The 17,753-nt window shown below is 62.9% G+C and carries 15 protein-coding genes; 13 read left to right on the top strand and 2 right to left on the bottom strand.

Annotated elements, in window-relative coordinates; genetic code table 11:
• Positions 1–45 precede the first annotated feature (45 nt).
• The gene (locus ABIE28_RS11760; RefSeq protein ID WP_354063129.1) at positions 46–1,179 is read right to left on the bottom strand and encodes a LysR family transcriptional regulator; all 1,134 of its coding nucleotides are present in this window, start codon (positions 1,177–1,179) and stop codon (positions 46–48) included.
• A 122-nt stretch (positions 1,180–1,301) separates the two neighbouring features.
• Between ABIE28_RS11760 and ABIE28_RS11755 the strand changes: the two genes are divergently transcribed.
• From ABIE28_RS11755 to ABIE28_RS11700, 12 genes are all read left to right on the top strand, one after another.
• Positions 1,302–2,843: an aromatic amino acid lyase gene (locus ABIE28_RS11755; protein ID WP_354063127.1), complete on the top strand. Its 1,542-nt coding sequence runs from the start codon at positions 1,302–1,304 to the stop codon at positions 2,841–2,843.
• 83 nt (positions 2,844–2,926) lie between these two features.
• The gene (gene osmF / locus ABIE28_RS11750; RefSeq protein ID WP_354063125.1) at positions 2,927–3,838 is read left to right on the top strand and encodes a glycine betaine ABC transporter substrate-binding protein OsmF; all 912 of its coding nucleotides are present in this window, start codon (positions 2,927–2,929) and stop codon (positions 3,836–3,838) included.
• Positions 3,839–3,973: 135 nt separating this feature from the next.
• Entirely contained in the window at positions 3,974–5,167 is a 1,194-nt protein-coding gene (locus ABIE28_RS11745; RefSeq protein ID WP_354063123.1) for an ABC transporter permease, read from the top strand.
• A complete protein-coding gene (locus ABIE28_RS11740; RefSeq protein WP_354063121.1) occupies positions 5,164–6,099 on the top strand; it encodes an ABC transporter ATP-binding protein in 936 nt (311 codons plus the stop codon). The genes ABIE28_RS11745 and ABIE28_RS11740 overlap by 4 nt, the downstream gene beginning before the upstream one ends.
• Positions 6,096–6,848, top strand: a complete 753-nt coding sequence (locus ABIE28_RS11735) for an ABC transporter permease (RefSeq protein WP_354063119.1) — start codon at positions 6,096–6,098, stop codon at positions 6,846–6,848. The genes ABIE28_RS11740 and ABIE28_RS11735 overlap by 4 nt, the downstream gene beginning before the upstream one ends.
• Before the next feature lie 152 nt (positions 6,849–7,000).
• Positions 7,001–8,359 (top strand): hydantoin-5-propionate amidohydrolase, encoded by a 1,359-nt coding sequence (gene ertD, locus ABIE28_RS11730; RefSeq protein ID WP_354063117.1) that lies wholly within the window; start codon positions 7,001–7,003, stop codon positions 8,357–8,359.
• A gap of 34 nt (positions 8,360–8,393) precedes the next feature.
• Positions 8,394–9,647, top strand: coding sequence for a Zn-dependent hydrolase (locus ABIE28_RS11725; protein ID WP_354063115.1), 1,254 nt, complete (start codon positions 8,394–8,396; stop codon positions 9,645–9,647).
• Positions 9,647–10,759, top strand: a complete 1,113-nt coding sequence (gene ertC / locus ABIE28_RS11720; protein WP_354063113.1) for a thiohydantoin desulfurase — start codon at positions 9,647–9,649, stop codon at positions 10,757–10,759. The genes ABIE28_RS11725 and ertC overlap by 1 nt, the downstream gene beginning before the upstream one ends.
• A 155-nt stretch (positions 10,760–10,914) precedes the next feature.
• Positions 10,915–12,576, top strand: a complete 1,662-nt coding sequence (gene ertB / locus ABIE28_RS11715; protein ID WP_354063111.1) for a thiourocanate hydratase — start codon at positions 10,915–10,917, stop codon at positions 12,574–12,576.
• A 216-nt stretch (positions 12,577–12,792) separates the two neighbouring features.
• Entirely contained in the window at positions 12,793–13,221 is a 429-nt protein-coding gene (locus ABIE28_RS11710; protein WP_354063109.1) for a hypothetical protein, read from the top strand.
• Between the two features lie 124 nt (positions 13,222–13,345).
• Positions 13,346–13,675 (top strand): SH3 domain-containing protein, encoded by a 330-nt coding sequence (locus ABIE28_RS11705; RefSeq protein WP_354063107.1) that lies wholly within the window; start codon positions 13,346–13,348, stop codon positions 13,673–13,675.
• Positions 13,676–13,804: 129 nt separating this feature from the next.
• The gene (locus ABIE28_RS11700) at positions 13,805–14,806 is read left to right on the top strand and encodes an asparaginase (protein WP_354063105.1); all 1,002 of its coding nucleotides are present in this window, start codon (positions 13,805–13,807) and stop codon (positions 14,804–14,806) included.
• Between the two features lie 12 nt (positions 14,807–14,818).
• On the opposite strand, the gene ABIE28_RS11695 is transcribed toward ABIE28_RS11700, so the two are convergent.
• On the bottom strand, positions 14,819–16,135 hold the full coding sequence (locus ABIE28_RS11695; RefSeq protein WP_354063103.1) for a TIGR03808 family TAT-translocated repetitive protein: 1,317 nt from the start codon (positions 16,133–16,135) through the stop codon (positions 14,819–14,821).
• Positions 16,136–16,252: 117 nt separating this feature from the next.
• Between ABIE28_RS11695 and ABIE28_RS11690 the strand changes: the two genes are divergently transcribed.
• Positions 16,253–17,752 carry a helicase HerA-like C-terminal domain-containing protein gene (locus tag ABIE28_RS11690; protein ID WP_354063101.1) on the top strand — a complete coding sequence of 500 codons (1,500 nt, stop codon included), beginning with the start codon at positions 16,253–16,255 and terminating at the stop codon, positions 17,750–17,752.
• Position 17,753: the final 1 nt, after the last annotated feature.

The raw sequence follows: 17,753 nt of genomic DNA, 5'->3' as shown, positions 1-17,753 counted from the left end.
ATTATGCCATTGAGGCGCGCGGCGCGCAGATTTGGCAATGAGACGTTAAGGCGCGCTACTTTCGTCGAGTAGTTCAATGATCGCGCGAGCGATGGTGGCATTGCCGTGTGGCCAGCACAGCCAGAAGCTCATGTCGTATTGTGGTCCGAGCGGCAATTGCCGGAGATCGCTGCGGATGCGGGTGACCGAGGCCTTGGGCAGGACCGAGACAAAGCCGTGGTGCAGCACCAGATTGAGAATGACCGGAATGGAGTCGATCTCGATCAGCCGGACGGCATTGCGCTCGATATCGGTGAGGTGGTGATCGAGGATGCGATTGATCCGCTGACGCAGGCCGCTGCGGGCGCTGGGCACGGCCAGCGGCGCTGAGAGCAGGGCATCGGCGATGTTGGCGCAGCCATCGGGCACGCCGACCACGGCGAGCGAGGTCTGCGCCACCACCTGGCCATCAAACTCGGCAGGCAGGCGTTCTGTATCGAGGAAGGCCACGTCGAACAGGCCCGATTTTAGCCCTGCCAGCAGATCGTCGGCGGTTGTGGAGCTGACGAATAGTGGGGCGCGGGGGCGGGCTGCCAGCCACCGCGCCGCAAGGTTGGCCAGCATGCGCGCGATTTCGCTCTCGTAGCCGAGCGGGATCACCGATCCGAGGCGCGAGGTCGTTGCGGTTTTGCGGAAGCGTTCGTCCGATGCGCGGGAGAGTTTCTGCCACGCGGCCAGCAGTCGCTCGCAGATGGTCACCAGCCGTGCTCCTGCAGGCGTCACGGTCGAGCCGTCGGCGCCGCGCTCCAGCAGAGGCGAGCCGACAATGGTTTCAAGTTGAGCGATCTGGCGGGTCAATTGCGGTTGTCCCAGACCCATGCCGCGCGCCGCTTTGCGGATGCTGCCCTGACTGGTCACCTGCACAAATCGGTCCAGCGCTTCCAGCTTGATCGTGTGCGTCGGTGTGATGGCGCGGGCCATGTCGGAGGCGGCGGAAATCTCGGCCTCGAGGCGTACGGCCTCCAGTGTTGTCACCAGTCCCGAGCCCGCCCGCTCCACCAGACGAACCGAGATTTCCGCCTCGAAGCGGGATATGGATGCGGCAATGGTCGAGGCGGGGCGGGCCAGTTCGCGGGCGGCCGCGCGAATGCTGCCGAGCCGCAAAACGCTCTCCGTGGCAATGAGGGTAAATGTGTCCATTTGCTCACCATTGATGCAGGGGTGGTCTCTGCACACAGAAACCGCATAGCCTGTTCAATATTTGGGATATCCCATGTTTCCGAACTATCCAATAGCGTGTCCCTATGAATGAGCTGGCAAGAATGGTCCAAGGCGGTTCGATCACCCTCAGCGGTAAGCCGCTGAGCTTTTCCGACATTGCCCGCATTGGTGCCCGCCGGGCGCATCTGGTGGCCGACGATGCCGCCATGCAGCGCGTCGCCCAGGCCCGCATCGTGGTCGAACAGGCCATCGCCAATGGCCAGCCGGTATACGGATCGACCACCGGCGTTGGCGCGATGAAGGATGTCGAGTGGACGCCCGACCAGCTCGATGATTTCAACATGGGTCTGGTCCGCGCCCACCACTTCGGGACCGGCGAGGCGTTTTCCGGCGATATTGTCCGCACCGCCATGGCGATCCGGGTCAACATGGCGCTCACCGGCCGCGTCGGCTGCACCACCGATCTGGTCAATGCCTATCTGGCACTGCTGTCGGCTGATGTGGTGCCGGTCGTCCGCCGCACCGGCTCGATCGGGTGTGCCGACATTGGCTTGATGGGCCAGATCGGCGCCGTGCTCACCGGCTCGGGCGAAGCGGTGTTCGATGGCCATCGGCAACCCGCCAGCGAAGCGCTGAGCGCAGCGGGGCTCAAACCATTCCGGTTGGCGCCGCGCGATAGCCTCGCCTCAATTTCAACCAATGCCGTCGGTTACGCCGCCGCCGCGACCGCCATTCGCGAAGCCGCGGGCACCGTTCGCGTCATGCTGGCTACCGGTCTCACCACAGCCGGTGCCCTCGGCGCCTCGCGCGACCCGTGGAAAGCCGTGGCCCATGTCGGCACCGAGCGCGAAGCGGGCGTTGGCGCCTGGCTCTATTTCAACGCCAAGGGCTGGGACTGGCCCGACGCCACCCACATTCAGGACCCGCTATCGCTTCGCATGATGAGCCAGGTGTTTGCCACCGGCTTTGAAACGCTCGTCGCCGCTGGCAAGACCCTCCTGGCCGCAACCGGCCGCACCGATGATAATCCGGTGGTCGCGGGCGGGCAGGTGCTGACCTCGGGTGGTTCGTTGCCGCTCGATGTCACGGTGTTCCTGCAGACCGCGCAGCTCGGTCTCGCCCATATCGCGCGCAATTCGTTCAATCGCTGCGTGCTGCTCGGCAACGGCAATCGGCGTGGCCTGCCGGTCAATCTGGTGCAGCCTGGCGCCATCGCCACCGGCTTTGGCCCGATCATCAAGCTGGCCGGCGAACTGTTTGCCCGCGTGCTGACCATGACCAATCCGATTTCAGCCAATTCCATGGTCGTGGCAGGCGGCATTGAGGACGAAGCAACCTTCCTGCCGCTGGTGGTCGAGCGTTTCGAGCGCCAGGTGCTGGCACTGCGTCGTCTCGCGGCTCTGGAAGCTATGCTGGCCGCGCAGGCGATGGACATTTCCGGCGACCGTCCCGGCAACGTTCCGGGCATCATTTATGCCCTCGTGCGCAAGCATGCTGACACCTATTGGCAGGACCGCCCCCTATCGGCCGAGGTGGAGGCCATAGAACAGGCTTTGGCCTCTGACGAACTGATGAACGAACTAATTTCTCACTCAACGATTATGGAGTTGGACGAGTTTTTCGCTCTGGGCCCCGTTGGTTAGCATCAGCGTCCTCGCCCTATTCCGATAACAGGTTAGTTTAGGGACAGCCGGACCCACGGGGTTCGGAGAAAACGGAGAAACCAATGCGCCTCAAATCCACGCTTCTTAGCGCCGTCGCCGCGCTCGCCATTTCGGTGACCGCTGCCAATGCCCAGGTCGTCGTGTCGTCCAAGATCGACACCGAGGGTGGCGTTTTGGGTAACATCATCAAGCAGGTGCTCGAGTCCAACGACATTCCCGTCACCGACCGTATTCAGCTGGGCGGCACGCCCATCGTGCGCGAAGCCATCACGGCGGGCGAAATCGACATCTATCCAGAATATACCGGCAACGCCGCCTTCTTCTTCGACAAGGCAGATGATCCGATCTGGAATGACGCAGCTTCCGCTTATGCCGAAGCCGCAAAGCTCGATTTCGACGCCAACAAGATCGTCTGGCTGACCCCATCGCCAGCCAACAACACCTGGGCCGTCGCCATCCGCAACGATGTTGCCGAAGCCAACAATCTCAACACATTCTCCGAATTTGGTGCCTGGGTTGCCGGTGGTGGCGAGGTCAAGCTGGCTGCGTCTGCCGAGTTCGTGAACTCGCCTGCCGCGCTGCCAAAGTTTGAAGAAGTCTATGGCTTCAAGCTGACGCCGGATCAGCTGGTGACGCTTTCGGGTGGCGACACCGCCGCAACCATCGCGGCAGCTGCGCAGCAGACCAACGGCGTCAACGCCGCCATGGTTTACGGCACCGACGGCGGCATCGCTCCATCGGGTCTCAAGGTTCTGCAGGACGACAAGGGCGTGCAGCCCGTTTACCAGCCAGCGCCAATCATCCGCGAAGTTGTGCTGACCAAGTATCCCCAGATCGAAGAGCTGCTCAAGCCCGTCTTCGAAGGCCTGACGCTCGAAGTGCTGCAGGATCTCAATGGTCGCGTGCAGGTCGGTGGCGAAGCTGCCGCAACCGTCGCTACCGACTACCTGACCAAGGGTGGTTTTCTGAAGTAGCTCGACCGGGAGAGGGCACGATCTCGGCCATGCCGGGAGGCTGAACCCTCACCCTAACCCTCTCCCCTCAGGGGAGAGGGGACTGATCCGGGAAAGCCTCCCGCCGCGACGCCATTGACGGAGCACTGAGCCAGCATGAGCATCGCAGAAATATCGCATGCCCCATCCCGACCCAACTGGCTCGCCTTCGACAAGCTCGGCGTGTTGATTGCATTGATCGCCATCGCGGGGGCGCTGCTGCCCTTCGCGCTGTTCCGCGCCAACCGCATCGTGCCGGGCGAATCTCGGTCGATCCTCGAGGCATTGCCGACGCTGCCGATGGTCGTCCTGATCGCCATACTGCTCGTCGCCTACATCATCGCGCTGCTGCGCTTTCCGATCACGGCCAAACTCGTCGCTGGCTTTGTTGCCCTGGCAGCGCTGTTTGTGATGATCGGCATCTCGGCCACCTATCTCACCCCAGAGGGCGACACCTTTGCTCGCGTCTCACCCGGCGCCGGGTTCTGGCTGCTGGTTTTCGCCTTCGCGCTGCTGGTGACTGATGCCCTCACCCGGCTGCGTTTCGGCCCGTGGGTACGCATAGCCATTCTCGTAGCCGTTTCCGCCGCCATCGGCCTGCTGCTGTGGAGCGGTAGCTGGAATTCGCTGTCGATCCTCAAGGAATACAGTACCCGCGCCCCTGCCTTCTGGGCTGAAGCGCGCACCCATCTGGCGCTGGCCTTTGGCTCGGTGGCGATTGCCACCGTAGTTGGCGTGCCCATTGGCATCCTCTGCTACAAGGTCCGTCCACTGCGCGCGGGCGTGCTGAACGTCCTCAACATCGTTCAGACCATTCCGTCCATTGCTCTGTTCGGCCTGCTCATCGCGCCGCTGGCATGGGTCGCTGCCAACATTCCCGGCGCATCGGCCATCGGCATTTCCGGCATCGGCGCAGCCCCCGCTTTGGTCGCGCTGTTTGCCTATTCGCTGCTGCCCATCGTTTCCAATACGGTCGTTGGCCTGCAAAGCGTGTCACCTGCCGCCATCGATGCGGCCAAGGGCATGGGCATGACCGGCGCACAGCGCCTGTCGGCCATTGAACTGCCATTGGCATTTCCAGTGATCCTCACTGGCCTGCGCATCGTCTTGGTGCAGAACATCGGCCTTGCCACCATCGCTGCGCTGATCGGGGGCGGCGGCTTTGGCGTTTTCGTGTTTCAGGGCATCGGCCAGACGGCGATGGATCTGGTGCTGCTTGGCGCCGTGCCGACCGTGGCGCTGGCCTTCGCTGCCGCCGTGGTGCTCGACGCAATTGTTGAAATGACTTCACGCGGGGGACGCCGTCCATGATCGAAATCGACGACATCACCAAGACCTACGACCAGACCACGGTTGTCGATCATGTGACCCTGACCATTCAGCCACGCAGCATCTGCGTCATCGTGGGCACGTCCGGCTCGGGCAAGACCACGCTGATGCGCATGATCAACAAGCTGGTGACGCCCACCTCGGGCCATATCCGCATCGATGGTGAGGATATTTCCGGCATTCCGGCGTATGAGCTGCGCCGCCGCATTGGCTACGCCATTCAGGGCCACGGTCTTTTTCCGCATCGCACGGTGGGCCAGAACGTGGCGACCGTGCCCAAGCTGCTTGGCTGGGACAAGGCCAAGATTTCGGCCCGCGTCGATGAACTGCTGAGCCTGTTCCAGCTCGATCCAGCCCAGTTCAAAAACCGCCTGCCGCATGAACTGTCCGGCGGCCAGCAGCAACGTGTCGGTGTGGCGCGGGCGCTCGCTGCGTCCCCCAATATCCTGCTGATGGACGAGCCTTATGGCGCGCTCGATCCGGTCATCCGCGCCAAGGCACAGGAAGACCTGCTCGCCATCCAGCGCAAGTTCGGCACCACCGTCGTGCTGGTGACCCATGACATGGAAGAGGCCATCCATCTCGGCGATACCATTGCCGTGATGGACAAGGGCAAGCTGCTGCAATGCGCCAAGCCCGCCGAGATCATCGCCAATCCAGCCACGCCATTCGTCGCCGAACTGATCGGCACCAGCGAGCGGCCATTCCGCCTGCTGTCGCTGGCCAAGGTCTCCGATCATATCGAGGCCGGTGAGGTCAGCGGTGAGCCCATCGAGGCCAGCGCCTCGCTGCGCGATGCCTATGCCGAACTGCTGTGGTCGGGGCGCCCGGCATTGCCGGTGCGCCGCGATGGGCAGATCGTGGGGCAGGTGACGCTGGGCGCACTCGCCCGCCTCGCCGCGAGGCCGCAATGAAGATCGGCAATCTGATCCGCATCGCGGTCTTTGCGCTGCTCATCCTGTTTCTGGTGAACCCCGACCTGTTCAGCGGGTTCTTCGGCCTGTTCACCAAGAACAACCAGCCCGCCATCTACAATCAGGGCAGCCTGCTCGATATCACGCTCAACCATCTGGGTATCGTGCTGGCGGCGGCGGTCGCCTCGACCATTATCGCGGTCGGTCTGGCGATTATCGTCACCCGCCCGTTCGGCGCCGAATTCCTGCCGCTGTCGCGGTCGCTCGCCAATATCGGCCAGACCTTTCCACCGGTGGCTGTGCTGGCGCTGGCTGTTCCCATGCTGGGCTTCGGTACGGCCCCAACGCTGGTGGCGCTGTTTCTCTACGGTCTGCTGCCGATTTTTGAGAACACACTGACGGGGTTGACCAACTTGCCGCCCGCCGTCACCGATGCCGCCAAAGGCGTCGGCATGACTGGCTGGCAGCGTCTGATCAAGGTGGAACTGCCGCTAGCGCTGCCGGTGATCCTGGCCGGTATTCGTCTATCTGTCGTCATTTCGCTGGCCACCGCCACCATTGGCTCGACCGTCGCCGCCCGCACGCTGGGCGAAGTCATCATCGCGGGGCTGCTGTCGAGCAACACGGCCTTCGTGCTGCAAGGTGGCCTCATCGTCGGCGTGCTGGCCGTGCTGATCTATGACGCGCTTTCGGCGCTGGAGCGGTTTTTGATGGCGCGCACCGGGCAATTGGGGAGGGCTGCGGCGTGATGAAGCCATCGGCTCTTTCGTCTCCCTCCCCCTTGTGGGGAGGGATCAAGGGTGGGGGTGAGCCACATGCTCGGCACCCAGTCTTTACCCCCACCCTCACTCCCTCCCCACAAGGGGGAGGGAAGCCCGGTCCGAGTTTGTGGAAGCACTAGATGTCCGATTTTGATCTCGTTCTGTCCGGCACGGTCGTGCTGCCCGATCTCATCGTCGAAAACGGCTATGTTGCCGTGCGCGATGGTAAGGTCGTGCATGTCGGCGAAGGCGTTGCCCCCCATGCCCATGAGCGGCATGAACTTGGCAACGTGCTTATCCTGCCCGGCGCCATCGATGCGCAGACCCATTCGCTGAGCCAGAAGAACCAGGAAGATTTCATCTGGTCGACCCGCTCTGCCGCCGCTGGTGGCGTCACGACCATCGTCGATATGCCTTATGACGAGGGCAATCTGGTGTGCTCGGCTGAAGCCGTCCGCATCAAGGTCGCCCATGCGCAACCGCAGGCGCGGGTCGATTTTGCGCTTTATGGCACGATCAATCCCGAGGAACGCGCTAGCCGCATCGCTGAGCAGGCCGAAGCCGGCGTTGCAGCGTTCAAGTTCTCGACCTTCGGCACCGACCCAATCCGCTTCCCGCGCATTCCCCCGGCGCTGCTCGAAGAGTGCTTTGCCGAAGTCGCCAAGACCGGTCTGGCCGCAGGCGTCCACAACGAAGACGACGAAATGGTCCGCGCGGCCATGGCCAAGGTCGAGGCAGCCGGCATCACCGATTGCCGCGCCCATGGCCTCAGCCGTCCGCCGCTGACCGAGCTGCTGGCGTCGCTGCAGATTTACGAAACCGGCGCCGAAACTGGGTGCCGCGCCCATGTCGTTCACTGCTCGCTCGGCCGTGGCTATGACATCGCCCGCAGCTATCGCGATCAGGGTTTTGACGCGACCATAGAGTGCTGCATCCACTATCTGACGCTGGATGAAGAACACGACGTGGCCCGGCTTGGCGGCAAGGCCAAGATCAACCCACCGATCCGCCCACGCGCAGAAGTCGAAAAGCTCTGGGAGCATGTGCGCAAGGGCAATGTGACCATGGTCTCGACCGACCACGTCAGCTGGTCGGAAAACCGCAAGACCAACCCAAACATGCTGGCCAATTCGTCTGGCGTGCCGGGGCTCGAAGTCATGGTGCCGCTGTTTATCAAGGGCGCGGTGGAGCGCGATGTTCCGCTGAGCTGGGCGGCAAAACTGATGGCGCAGAACCCGGCCAAGCATTTCCGCATCGACCATACGAAGGGCGCGCTAACCTCGGGCAAGGACGCCGATATTACGGTGCTTTTCCCGCGCCCGCAGGTCTATGACGCTGCCGCCAGCGGCCACAATGTGGTGGGTTGGTCGCCGTATAATGGCATCAAACTGCCATGGACGGTGGGCCTGACCTATCTGCGGGGCAAGCAGGTGTTTGATGGGGTCAAAGTTGCTGAGCCTGGGGTAGGACGGTTCGTTCGGCCGGAGGTTCGGGCGTGAGGTTTTTGGCGGATACCCCGAAAGACGTGTTCCAATGATCCCAAATTCCCCCATCCGCGCCGACCGGATCGCTGCCGATATCGACGCCCTTGCGGCCATCACCGAACCTGGTCGTCCCTGGACCCGTCGCGCCTTCACGCCCAAATTCCTCGAAGGTCGCAAATGGCTGGAGCAAGCGCTCCAGCAGCTTGGCGCTGAAACGCGCATTGACGCAGCCGGTAACCTGATCGGCACCATTGCTGGCAGGCGGCCCGAACTGGGCACCATCATGCTCGGCTCGCACTCCGACACTGTGCCGGACGGAGGCCGATTTGACGGCATTGCGGGCGTGGTCGCAGGGCTCGAAGTGGCGCGGGCGCTAAAGGATCAGGGCCTGACGCTGGACCATACGCTCGAAGTGGTCGATTTCCTCGCCGAGGAAGTGTCCATTTTCGGCGTGTCCTGTATCGGCAGCCGCGGCATGAGCGGCACCCGTCCGGCCGAATGGCTCAAGCGCACTAACGATGATGTCACGCTCGAACGCGCCATTGCCGCGGTTGGCGGCGATCCGTTCGAGACCACGCCGCGCGACGACATCAAGGCTTTCCTCGAACTGCATATCGAACAGGGCCCGGTGCTGCAAAATGAGCAGCTCGATATCGGCGTTGTGACGGCAATTGCCGGCATTACCCGCATCGAGATCATCGTCGATGGCCGCGCCGATCACGCCGGCACGACCCCGATGGGCGCGCGTAAGGACGCGTTGACCACCGCGGCCTGGATCACGCTGGGCGTCGAGGAACTGGGCAAGGCGCTGGCCAGTGGCGAAGAACATTTCGCCGCGACCGTCGGTGAGTTCGAGATGACCCCGAACGCCGCAAACGTAGTGCCCGCCCGCGTCCGTATGCTCATAGACGCCCGCGCTGAGCTACGCGCCGACATGGAGCGGTTTATCGAAGAATTGGGCAAGGGCGTTGCCGCCATTGCGGAAAAGACCGGCGTCACAGTGAGCGAACCGCGCATCGTCTCGGACAATCAGCCAACGCCGGGCCATGCGGACCTGTTGGATGTGCTCGATGCGGCTTGCGACACCGTCGGCGCGCGGCATCGGCGCATGGCGTCGGGTGCAGGGCACGACACGGCCTGGATGGCGCGGATTACCAAGGCGGCGATGATCTTTGTGCCTTGCGTCGATGGCCGTAGCCACACGCCGGATGAATTCGCCACCACTGAAGATATTGCGCTGGGCGCGGCGGTCCTGTTGGACGCTGTGCTCGCGCTCGACACCAAATTGCAGGAGACGAACTGATGGGCCGAATTCTCACCGAAAAGGACGTCGAGGCCGCCGTGCGTGGCGGCTCCGTCTATGCGGCGGGCGGTGGCGGATGGGCCGATCATGGCCGTATGCTCGGTAAGGCCGCCGTCAGCATCGGTAAGCCTGAACTGGTCAGTATCGAAGAACTGGACGCCAACGATTGGGTGGCGACAGCCGCCGCCATCGGCGCGCCGGCCTCGACGACGCCCTGGGAAATGCAGGGCGTGGACTATGTCAAAGCCGTGCAATTGCTGCAGGACGCACTGGGCGACAAGCTGACTGGCCTGATGGTTGGCCAGAACGGCAAATCATCGACGCTGAACGGTTGGCTGCCATCGGCCATTCTGGGTACCAAGGTGGTCGATGCGGTGGGCGATATCCGCGCCCATCCGACCGGCGATATGGGCTCCATCGGCATGGCTGGCTCGCCCGAACAGATGATCCAGACAGCAGTCGGCGGCAATCGCGATGAGAACCGCTATATCGAGCTGGTAACGCGCGGCGCGACGGCGAAAGTCTCGCCGATCCTGCGCACGGCGGCAGATATGTCGGGCGGTTTCATCGCCTCGTGCCGCAACCCGTTGCGTGCAAGCTATGTGCAAAAGCACGCGGCGCTTGGCGGCATTTCGCTGGCGCTCAAGCTGGGCGAGGCGATGATCGCAGCTGAGGGTAAGGGCCCGGGCAAGATGATCGACGCCATCGTCGATACGACGGGCGGGGTGATCCTGACCAAGGGCTACATCACCGATATAAACGTGGTCTACACCAAGGAAGCCTTCGACATCGGCCGCATCACGGTGGGTGAGGGGGACAAGGCCACGACACTGCATGTGATGAACGAATATATGGCGGTGGATGATGCGGGCGGCAATCGCCTCGCGACCTTCCCCGATGTGCTGACGACGCTCGACGCTGCCGGGCAGGCGCTATCGGTGGGGCAGCTGGGGCGCGGCATGTATGTCTTCGTGCTGCATGTGCCCAAAGCGATTATTCCCTTGAGTTCCAGCGTGCTCGATCCGGCGGTTTATCCATTTGTGGAGGACCGCATGGGGATCGAACTGGCGAAATATGCGCTGGATCAGGGGCGGCGGAGAAGCGACACCTAGCACGACTTCACCTCTCCCCTTGGGGGAGAGGTCGGCGCGAAGCGCCGGGTGAGGGGGCCTATCCCTCGCACCGCACCAAGAAAAGGCCCCCTCACCCGACCGAAGGCGGTCGACCTCTCCCCCGGAGGGAGAGGTGAAGAAAGAACGAGGTTTTTATGCCCACACCCAATCCACGCCATCCCAATTTCCCCATTCCGGGCGGCCCGGAACTGCGCGCCAAGGGGTGGCGGCAGGAGGCGCTGCTGCGCCTGCTGGAAAACGTGCTCAGCGTCGGCGAGAACCCCGACGAGCTGATCGTCTATGCCGCGCTCGGCAAGGCAGCGCGCAATTGGGCGAGCCACAAGGCGATTGTCGAAACCCTGCTCAAGATGGACGAGGATCAGACGCTCATCATCCAGTCCGGCAAGCCGATTGGTCTGCTCAAGACCCACTCCAAGGCGCCGCTGGTCATCATGGCCAATTGCAACATTGTCGGGCAGTGGGCCAAGGCCGAGGTGTTCTATGAGCTCGAAAAGAAGGGCCTGATCTGCTGGGGCGGGCTGACGGCAGGGGCCTGGCAATATATCGGCAGCCAGGGCGTCATTCAGGGCACCTACGAGATTTTCATGCGTATTGCCGAGAACCGTTTCGGTGGTTCGCTGGCCGGGCGGTTCATTCTGACGGCGGGGCTTGGCGGCATGGGCGGGGCGCAGCCACTGGCCGGTCGCATGGCGGGGGCCGCGATCCTATGCGTCGATATCGACGCCGAGCGCGCCCGCAAGCGCAAGGAGATCGGCTATCTCGAAGAGATCGCGCCCGACCTCGATACGGCGCTGGCGATGATCGACAAGGCGGTCGCTGAAAAGCGCGCCACCTCAATTGGTCTGGTCGGCAATGCGGCCGAAATCTACCCCGAGATCGCCCGTCGCGGCATCATGCCCGACATCGTCACCGACCAGACCTCGGCGCATGATCTGGTCTATGGCTACGTGCCCAAGGGCATGTCGCTGGACGAGGTCAAACGCTTGCGCGTCGAAGGCCCCGGCCAGCTGATGGCAGCAAGCCGCGCCTCGATTGTCGACCATGTCCGCGCCATGCTGGCCTTTCAGGCGGCGGGCTCGGAAGTGTTCGACAATGGCAATCTGATCCGCACCCACGCCAAGGCTGGCGGCGTGGAGAACGCCTTCGACATCAAGATTTTTACCGAAGCCTATCTGCGGCCGCTATTTGCGCGGGCCATCGGGCCGTTCCGCTGGATGGCGCTGTCGGGCGATCCGTCCGATATCGCCAAGATCGACGACAAGCTGCTCGAAATGTTTCCGGACAACTACATCGTCACCAACTGGATCGCGTTGGCGCGGAAACATGTGCCGTTTGAGGGCCTGCCGGCGCGTATCGCCTGGCTCGGCCATGGCGAGCGCACGGCGCTTGCCCGCGCGGTCAATGCCATGGTTGCCGATGGCACGCTCAAGGGGCCGGTCGCTTTCAGCCGCGACCACCTAGATGCCGGTGCCATGGCTCATCCCAACATCATGACCGAGAACATGAAGGATGGCTCGGACGCCATCGCTGACTGGCCACTGCTCGATGCCATGCTGCTGTGCTCATCGATGGCTGATCTGGTGGTGGTGCATTCCGGTGGCGGCGGCTATGCGGGGTACATGACCTCGGCAGGCGTGACCGTGGTGGCCGACGGCACGCCTGAGGGCGACGAACGGCTCGACCATGCGCTGACCAATGACACGGCACTGGGCGTGATGCGCTACGCCGATGCGGGCTATCAAGCCAGCTTTGACGAAATCGAAAAGAAAGGCATCGGCCACATCGCCGTCGACTGACGGCCCGTCTGCCAGCTTCAACTGACCTTCGGCAAATGGCCGGGCGGGGACCACCTGCTCGGCCATTTGATTGACCGGGCCGCGGCTCGCCAACTCCCCACCACGGTAAATGCCAGATGAACGCGGCCATCACGGCCAGTTCAAGCGGCCCGGCGCCTTATGGCGTCAGGAACGGCGCAGGGCCGCTCCGGTGAACCGAATTACTGGAGAGTTGAAATGTACAAGCTGACCACTGTCGCAGTCATCCTCGGCCTCGTTACGGCCTTCGCCAGCACCGCCAGCCATGCCTCCGTCTGGAACGGCCCGCGCGATGATCAACGGCCTGAATCACCCAGCAGCGATCCCGACTGTAGCGAACTGATGGGCTTCATGCGCACGCCCAAGGCCGCAGAAATTCTCGGCCTCGTAGCGCAGCGGATTGCCATCATTCCCGTTTGCGAAGATCGCACTGTTGCTCGCAAGAACGACTATGGCTCCCTGTTCGTCAACGGCAATGCCGAACTGCTGCGCAATCCCATCGCCCGCAATCCCGGCCTGATCGGCGCGCTGCGGTCCCAGAACTATGACCAGCATGATGTTGTCTCGGTCCGCTTCGGCAGCGGCGGCACCATCATCCTCTATGTCCACCAGCGCGACATGCGATGACCGCACGCCACGGGCTTTACCTCCAAGATGAACCGATTCTGAACGCCAGCCTCAGGATGGGTTCAAGGCTTTGGTGGCAAGCTCACAATCAAGAAATGACAGATGCTCTTGAGGGAGAGACACAATGAACAAGCAACAGGAAAAAGTTTTGGTCGCCGCTTTGTGCGGCATGGTGATGGTCGCCGCCGGCGCATTTGCCGTGCAGCCAGCCATGGCCGCCGGATACAATGTGGCCCAGGTCGCCCAGGTGACCGGCGTCGCGCACTGGGACAAGCTCAACGTGCGCAAATGGCCAGCCGCCTATTCGCAGCAGGTCGGCGCTCTGAATACCGGCAGCCAGGTCTGGGTCGAGCGCTGCATTGAAGCCAATACCGGCGCCGACTGGTGCCTGGTCCACACCAAATACACCCAGGGCTGGGTCAACTCGCGCTATCTGAGCGCGGTATCCAACTGAGTTTAGCGCCGCCGCTGCGCTCTGCGAATTCCTCTCCCTTTCTGAACGCCGTGCCTGCCTCCTGACCATGCATGTTGACTTTTCCGGTCCTGCACTGTTCTCAAGACAGTCTGGACCGGAGTTTTTTTGATGGATGCCAATCCCATTCTTGCCGAAACCATTCGCGGCAACTGGATCGAGAACCGCCATCGCGGCGCCTATGTCGTGGTCGATGCCGATGGCACGATCATCGCGTCCGCCGGTGACATCGACCGCGCGATTTTTCCGCGCTCCGCCATCAAGTCCATGCAGGCTCTGCCGATTTTTGCCCGGCATGCTGAAGACCAGTTCCACCACACCTCCGAAGAACTCGCGCTGGCCTGCGCCTCCCATCACGGCGAGGCCGACCACGTGGCCACGGCCAATGGGCTGCTGACCCGCATCGGCCTGTCGGCAGCCGATCTTGAATGTGGTGCCCACGCGCCGACCAACGCAGCGGCGCGCGATGCGTTGCGCGCCAGCGGCCTTGAAGCGAGCCCGTTGCACAACAACTGCTCCGGCAAGCATTCGGGCATGCTGAGCGTTGCGCTGGCGATGGGCGTACCAACGGCAGGTTATGTCGGGCGCGAACACGAGGTGCAAAAGGCAGTCCGCGCTGCCGTCGAAGCAGTGATCGGCGAGCAACTGACCGAAGGCAAATGCGGCACCGATGGCTGCTCCATCCCAACGTTCGCCGCGCCGCTGCGCGCCTTTGCTTTTGGCTTTGCCCGCATGGCCACAGGCAAGGGTATTTCGCCAGAACTGGCGACAGCGGCCACACGCCTGTTCGATGCCGCCACCAGCCATCCCCATCTTGTTGCTGGAACCGGCCATGCCGACACGCGGCTGATGGACGTGTTTGGCGGCCGCCTGATGCAAAAGGTCGGCGCGGAAGGCGTGCAATGCGGCGCCATTCGCGACAAGGGCTGGGGCTATGCCCTTAAATGCGACGATGGCAATATCGCCGCGTCGCAGGCAATGCTCGCGGGCATGCTGCTCAAGCTGGCCGACCCTAACGACGAGCAGCGCGCCGTGCTGGAAAGCCTGGCCCACCAGACCATCAAGAGCGTACGCGGCGCCGAGGTGGGTGAACTCCGTTCGGCGGTTGCGTGACCGACTTGTTCGCTACGGGCTGACCGTGACGTTGCCATAGCGGCTGGCGTTGCTAAGCAGGTCCGGTTCCATGATCTGGTCCCAGGCCAGCCCGACCACGGCATGGTCGCGGGCGTCGACGAGGTTGCCGGCGATTTTGACCTTGCCGGCGCCGTCGACGACGCTGACGCCGATGCCGATATTGCTGGCGGTGACGACATTGCCCGAGATCATCACATTGCGCAGGAACGGACCGAACCCGGCGACGATGCCTACGCCCGGCACTTTCTGAACCGTGTTGCCGGTTATGGCGGCATCGGCCTCGGCGAAAATGCCGATTGGGGTCGTGTCGGGATTGACCAGTGACAGCGGCGTGATGTTGCGCACGATATTGCCGGTACAGACGGCCAACTGGCCATTGCTGTCGAGATTGGTCATCGAAATGCCGCTTGCAGCGCCATCGACGATATTGTTGGCGATGACAGAGCCGGAAAAGGCGAACTCGGAAAAGATCGCGACTTCCCCCGAGCGCAGGCAGGTATTGCCGCTGATCTGGGTGTTGTTCGTCGAATTGAGGCGCACGGCAGTGAAGGCGCAATCGGCGATGTGATTGTTGGCGACGATGACCTCGTCGGCCTTGAACACGTTGATGCCATTGCCGTTCTGACCATTGCCGCCGCCGACCCAGCCGATCTTGGCGATGTGGTTGTCGGTGACGATCGAGCCGTCAGAGCCATTGTCCGAGCGCCAGATGCGGATGCCGGCATTGCCGCAGCCTGTGATGCGATTGCCGGCGATCAGCAGACCGCGGCTGTTCATTGAATGAATGGCCGCGTCGCCAAGATCGGTGAACCGGCAATCGCGGATGGTGACGGCGGCGTCGGTGATCATCAGCCCGGTCGATGCGCCGCTGAAGCTACAGCGCTCGAGCGTGATGGCCTCGCTGGCCTCAATGCCGAACAGAGCAGGGGCTTCCTTGTTGCCGGCTGGCGCGGCGACGAAGGCAATGTCGCGCAGGATGACGGCGGTGCGGCCGGTGATTCCGCCGACGGGATTGCCAAAGGCTGACACCAGTTGTGTGCTGCCGGGGACGCCTTCGACAATGAGATTGCTTGGAAACTGGATATTGCCGGCGACGATCCTGCCTCCGGGCAGGCGCAAGGTCTGGCCCGCTGCCGCCGCCGTATCCAGCGCGCGTTGCAACGCTGGACTCTGGTCCGCATCGCTATTGCCGACGAGGCCAACAGTCGTGGCGTCGAGCACCGATTGCGCGGCGACCGGGGTCACAAGGGCGAAAGTCGCAATTCCAGCGAGGACGCGACGGCGATTTGAGAGCATCGTCTGGGTCATGCCGTATCATGCCTTGGCAGCGACGCACTCGCTATCAACAATGGAAAACAGAGTTACGAGTTGTCCCAATGCAGTGGGGACGTCTATAAGAACGCAACACGAATGATGGGTGCCCCAATGCTCGCTGACGACAAGATCTACCTCGGAAACAGCACGCATCCCGAATATCTGGCGCTGAAATACGGCAACCGGCATGGCCTGGTGACGGGCGCGACGGGTACCGGCAAGACGGTGACGCTTCAGGTGTTGGCCGAGGGCTTTTCCGCTGCGGGCGTTCCGGTGTTTGCCGCCGACATCAAGGGTGACCTGTCCGGCGTTGCCAAAATGGGCAAGGCGCAAGGCTGGCAGACCGAGCGCGCCAAGGAAATCGGCTTCGACGATTACAAGGACGACGTGTTCCCGGTGATCTTCTGGGACCTGTTCGGCCGTCAGGGCCATCCGATCCGTGCGACCATTTCCGAGATGGGCGCGCTGCTGCTGAGCCGGATGCTCGAACTCAACGATACACAGGAAGGCGTGCTCAACATCGCCTTCAAGGTAGCCGATGACGAAGGTCTGCTGCTGCTCGACATGAAGGATCTGCGGGCGCTGCTGATCGACATTCAGCAGCGAGCCAAGGACATTTCGGTCAAGTACGGCAATGTCACCACCGCTTCGATTGGCGCCGTGCAGCGCGCATTGCTCGTGCTGGAACAGCAGGGCGCCGAGAACTTCTTTGGCGAGCGGGCGCTCGAAATTGCCGACCTGATGCGCACCGATCGCGATGGTCGCGGATTCATTTCGATTCTCGCAGCCGACGAGTTGATGCGCGCGCCGCGTCTCTACGCGACCTTCCTGCTCTGGATGCTGAGTGAGCTATTCGAGGCGCTGCCGGAAGTCGGCGACCCGGACAAGCCAAAGCTGGTGTTCTTCTTTGACGAAGCGCACCTGCTGTTTGACGGCGCGCCAAAGGTGCTGATCGACAAGGTCGAGCAGGTGGTCAAGCTGGTGCGCTCCAAGGGCGTCGGCGTCTATTTCGTGACGCAGAACCCGGTTGATATTCCAGAGGCCGTGCTAGCGCAGCTGTCCAACCGGGTGCAGCACGCGCTGCGCGCCTATACGCCGCGCGAGCAGAAGGCAGTGAAGGTCGCCGCCGACACGTTCCGCCCCAATCCAGATTTCTCAACCGCCGAAGTCATCACCCAGTTGGGGATCGGCGAGGCGCTGGTCTCGGTGCTCGAAGCCAAGGGCATTCCGTCCATGGTTGGCCGCACACTGATCCGTCCGCCCTCCGCACAGGTGGGGCCGCTACTACCGGAAGAACGCCGCGCCATCATGGCCAATTCGCCAGTGGCTGGGCTCTACGACACCATGATCGACCGCGACTCGGCTTTTGAAGTGCTGGCCCGCAAGGCCAAGACACAGCAGGACGCCGCCGAGCAGAAGCGCATTGACGACGAACGCGCCAAGCAGGAGCGCAGTGCCCCGACCACGACGCGCGCCCCAAGCGCGCCCCGTGCGTCGACGCGCCAGACTCCAGCGGAAGCTGCGATGAACTCGCTGGCCCGCACCGTCGCCAATCGTCTAGGGAACGCGCTGGTGCGCGGTATCCTCGGCGGCCTGAAGCGCGGTCGTTGAG

It is taken from the genome of Devosia sp. 2618 (assembly GCF_040546815.1).
In the GTDB taxonomy this organism is placed as follows: Bacteria; Pseudomonadota; Alphaproteobacteria; order Rhizobiales; family Devosiaceae; genus Devosia.
Note: the sequence above shows the minus strand (reverse complement) of the source record. Positions and strands in the feature narration are given on the sequence as shown.

Bases quoted from the DNA above. Each gene is read 5' to 3' on its own strand.
- ABIE28_RS11735 (WP_354063119.1), top strand. From the start codon at position 6,096: ATGAAGATCGGCAATCTGATCCGCATCGCGGTCTTTGCGCTGCTCATC.
- ABIE28_RS11740 (WP_354063121.1), top strand. From the start codon at position 5,164: ATGATCGAAATCGACGACATCACCAAGACCTACGACCAGACCACGGTT.
- ertC (WP_354063113.1), top strand. From the start codon at position 9,647: ATGGGCCGAATTCTCACCGAAAAGGACGTCGAGGCCGCCGTGCGTGGC.
- ABIE28_RS11755 (WP_354063127.1), top strand. From the start codon at position 1,302: ATGGTCCAAGGCGGTTCGATCACCCTCAGCGGTAAGCCGCTGAGCTTT.
- ABIE28_RS11700 (WP_354063105.1), top strand. From the start codon at position 13,805: ATGGATGCCAATCCCATTCTTGCCGAAACCATTCGCGGCAACTGGATC.
- ertB (WP_354063111.1), top strand. From the start codon at position 10,915: ATGCCCACACCCAATCCACGCCATCCCAATTTCCCCATTCCGGGCGGC.
- ABIE28_RS11725 (WP_354063115.1), top strand. From the start codon at position 8,394: ATGATCCCAAATTCCCCCATCCGCGCCGACCGGATCGCTGCCGATATC.
- ABIE28_RS11760 (WP_354063129.1), bottom strand. From the start codon at position 1,179: ATGGACACATTTACCCTCATTGCCACGGAGAGCGTTTTGCGGCTCGGC.
- ABIE28_RS11745 (WP_354063123.1), top strand. From the start codon at position 3,974: ATGAGCATCGCAGAAATATCGCATGCCCCATCCCGACCCAACTGGCTC.
- ABIE28_RS11710 (WP_354063109.1), top strand. From the start codon at position 12,793: ATGTACAAGCTGACCACTGTCGCAGTCATCCTCGGCCTCGTTACGGCC.
- ABIE28_RS11695 (WP_354063103.1), bottom strand. From the start codon at position 16,135: ATGACCCAGACGATGCTCTCAAATCGCCGTCGCGTCCTCGCTGGAATT.
- osmF (WP_354063125.1), top strand. From the start codon at position 2,927: ATGCGCCTCAAATCCACGCTTCTTAGCGCCGTCGCCGCGCTCGCCATT.
- ertD (WP_354063117.1), top strand. From the start codon at position 7,001: ATGTCCGATTTTGATCTCGTTCTGTCCGGCACGGTCGTGCTGCCCGAT.
- ABIE28_RS11690 (WP_354063101.1), top strand. From the start codon at position 16,253: ATGCTCGCTGACGACAAGATCTACCTCGGAAACAGCACGCATCCCGAA.
- ABIE28_RS11705 (WP_354063107.1), top strand. From the start codon at position 13,346: ATGAACAAGCAACAGGAAAAAGTTTTGGTCGCCGCTTTGTGCGGCATG.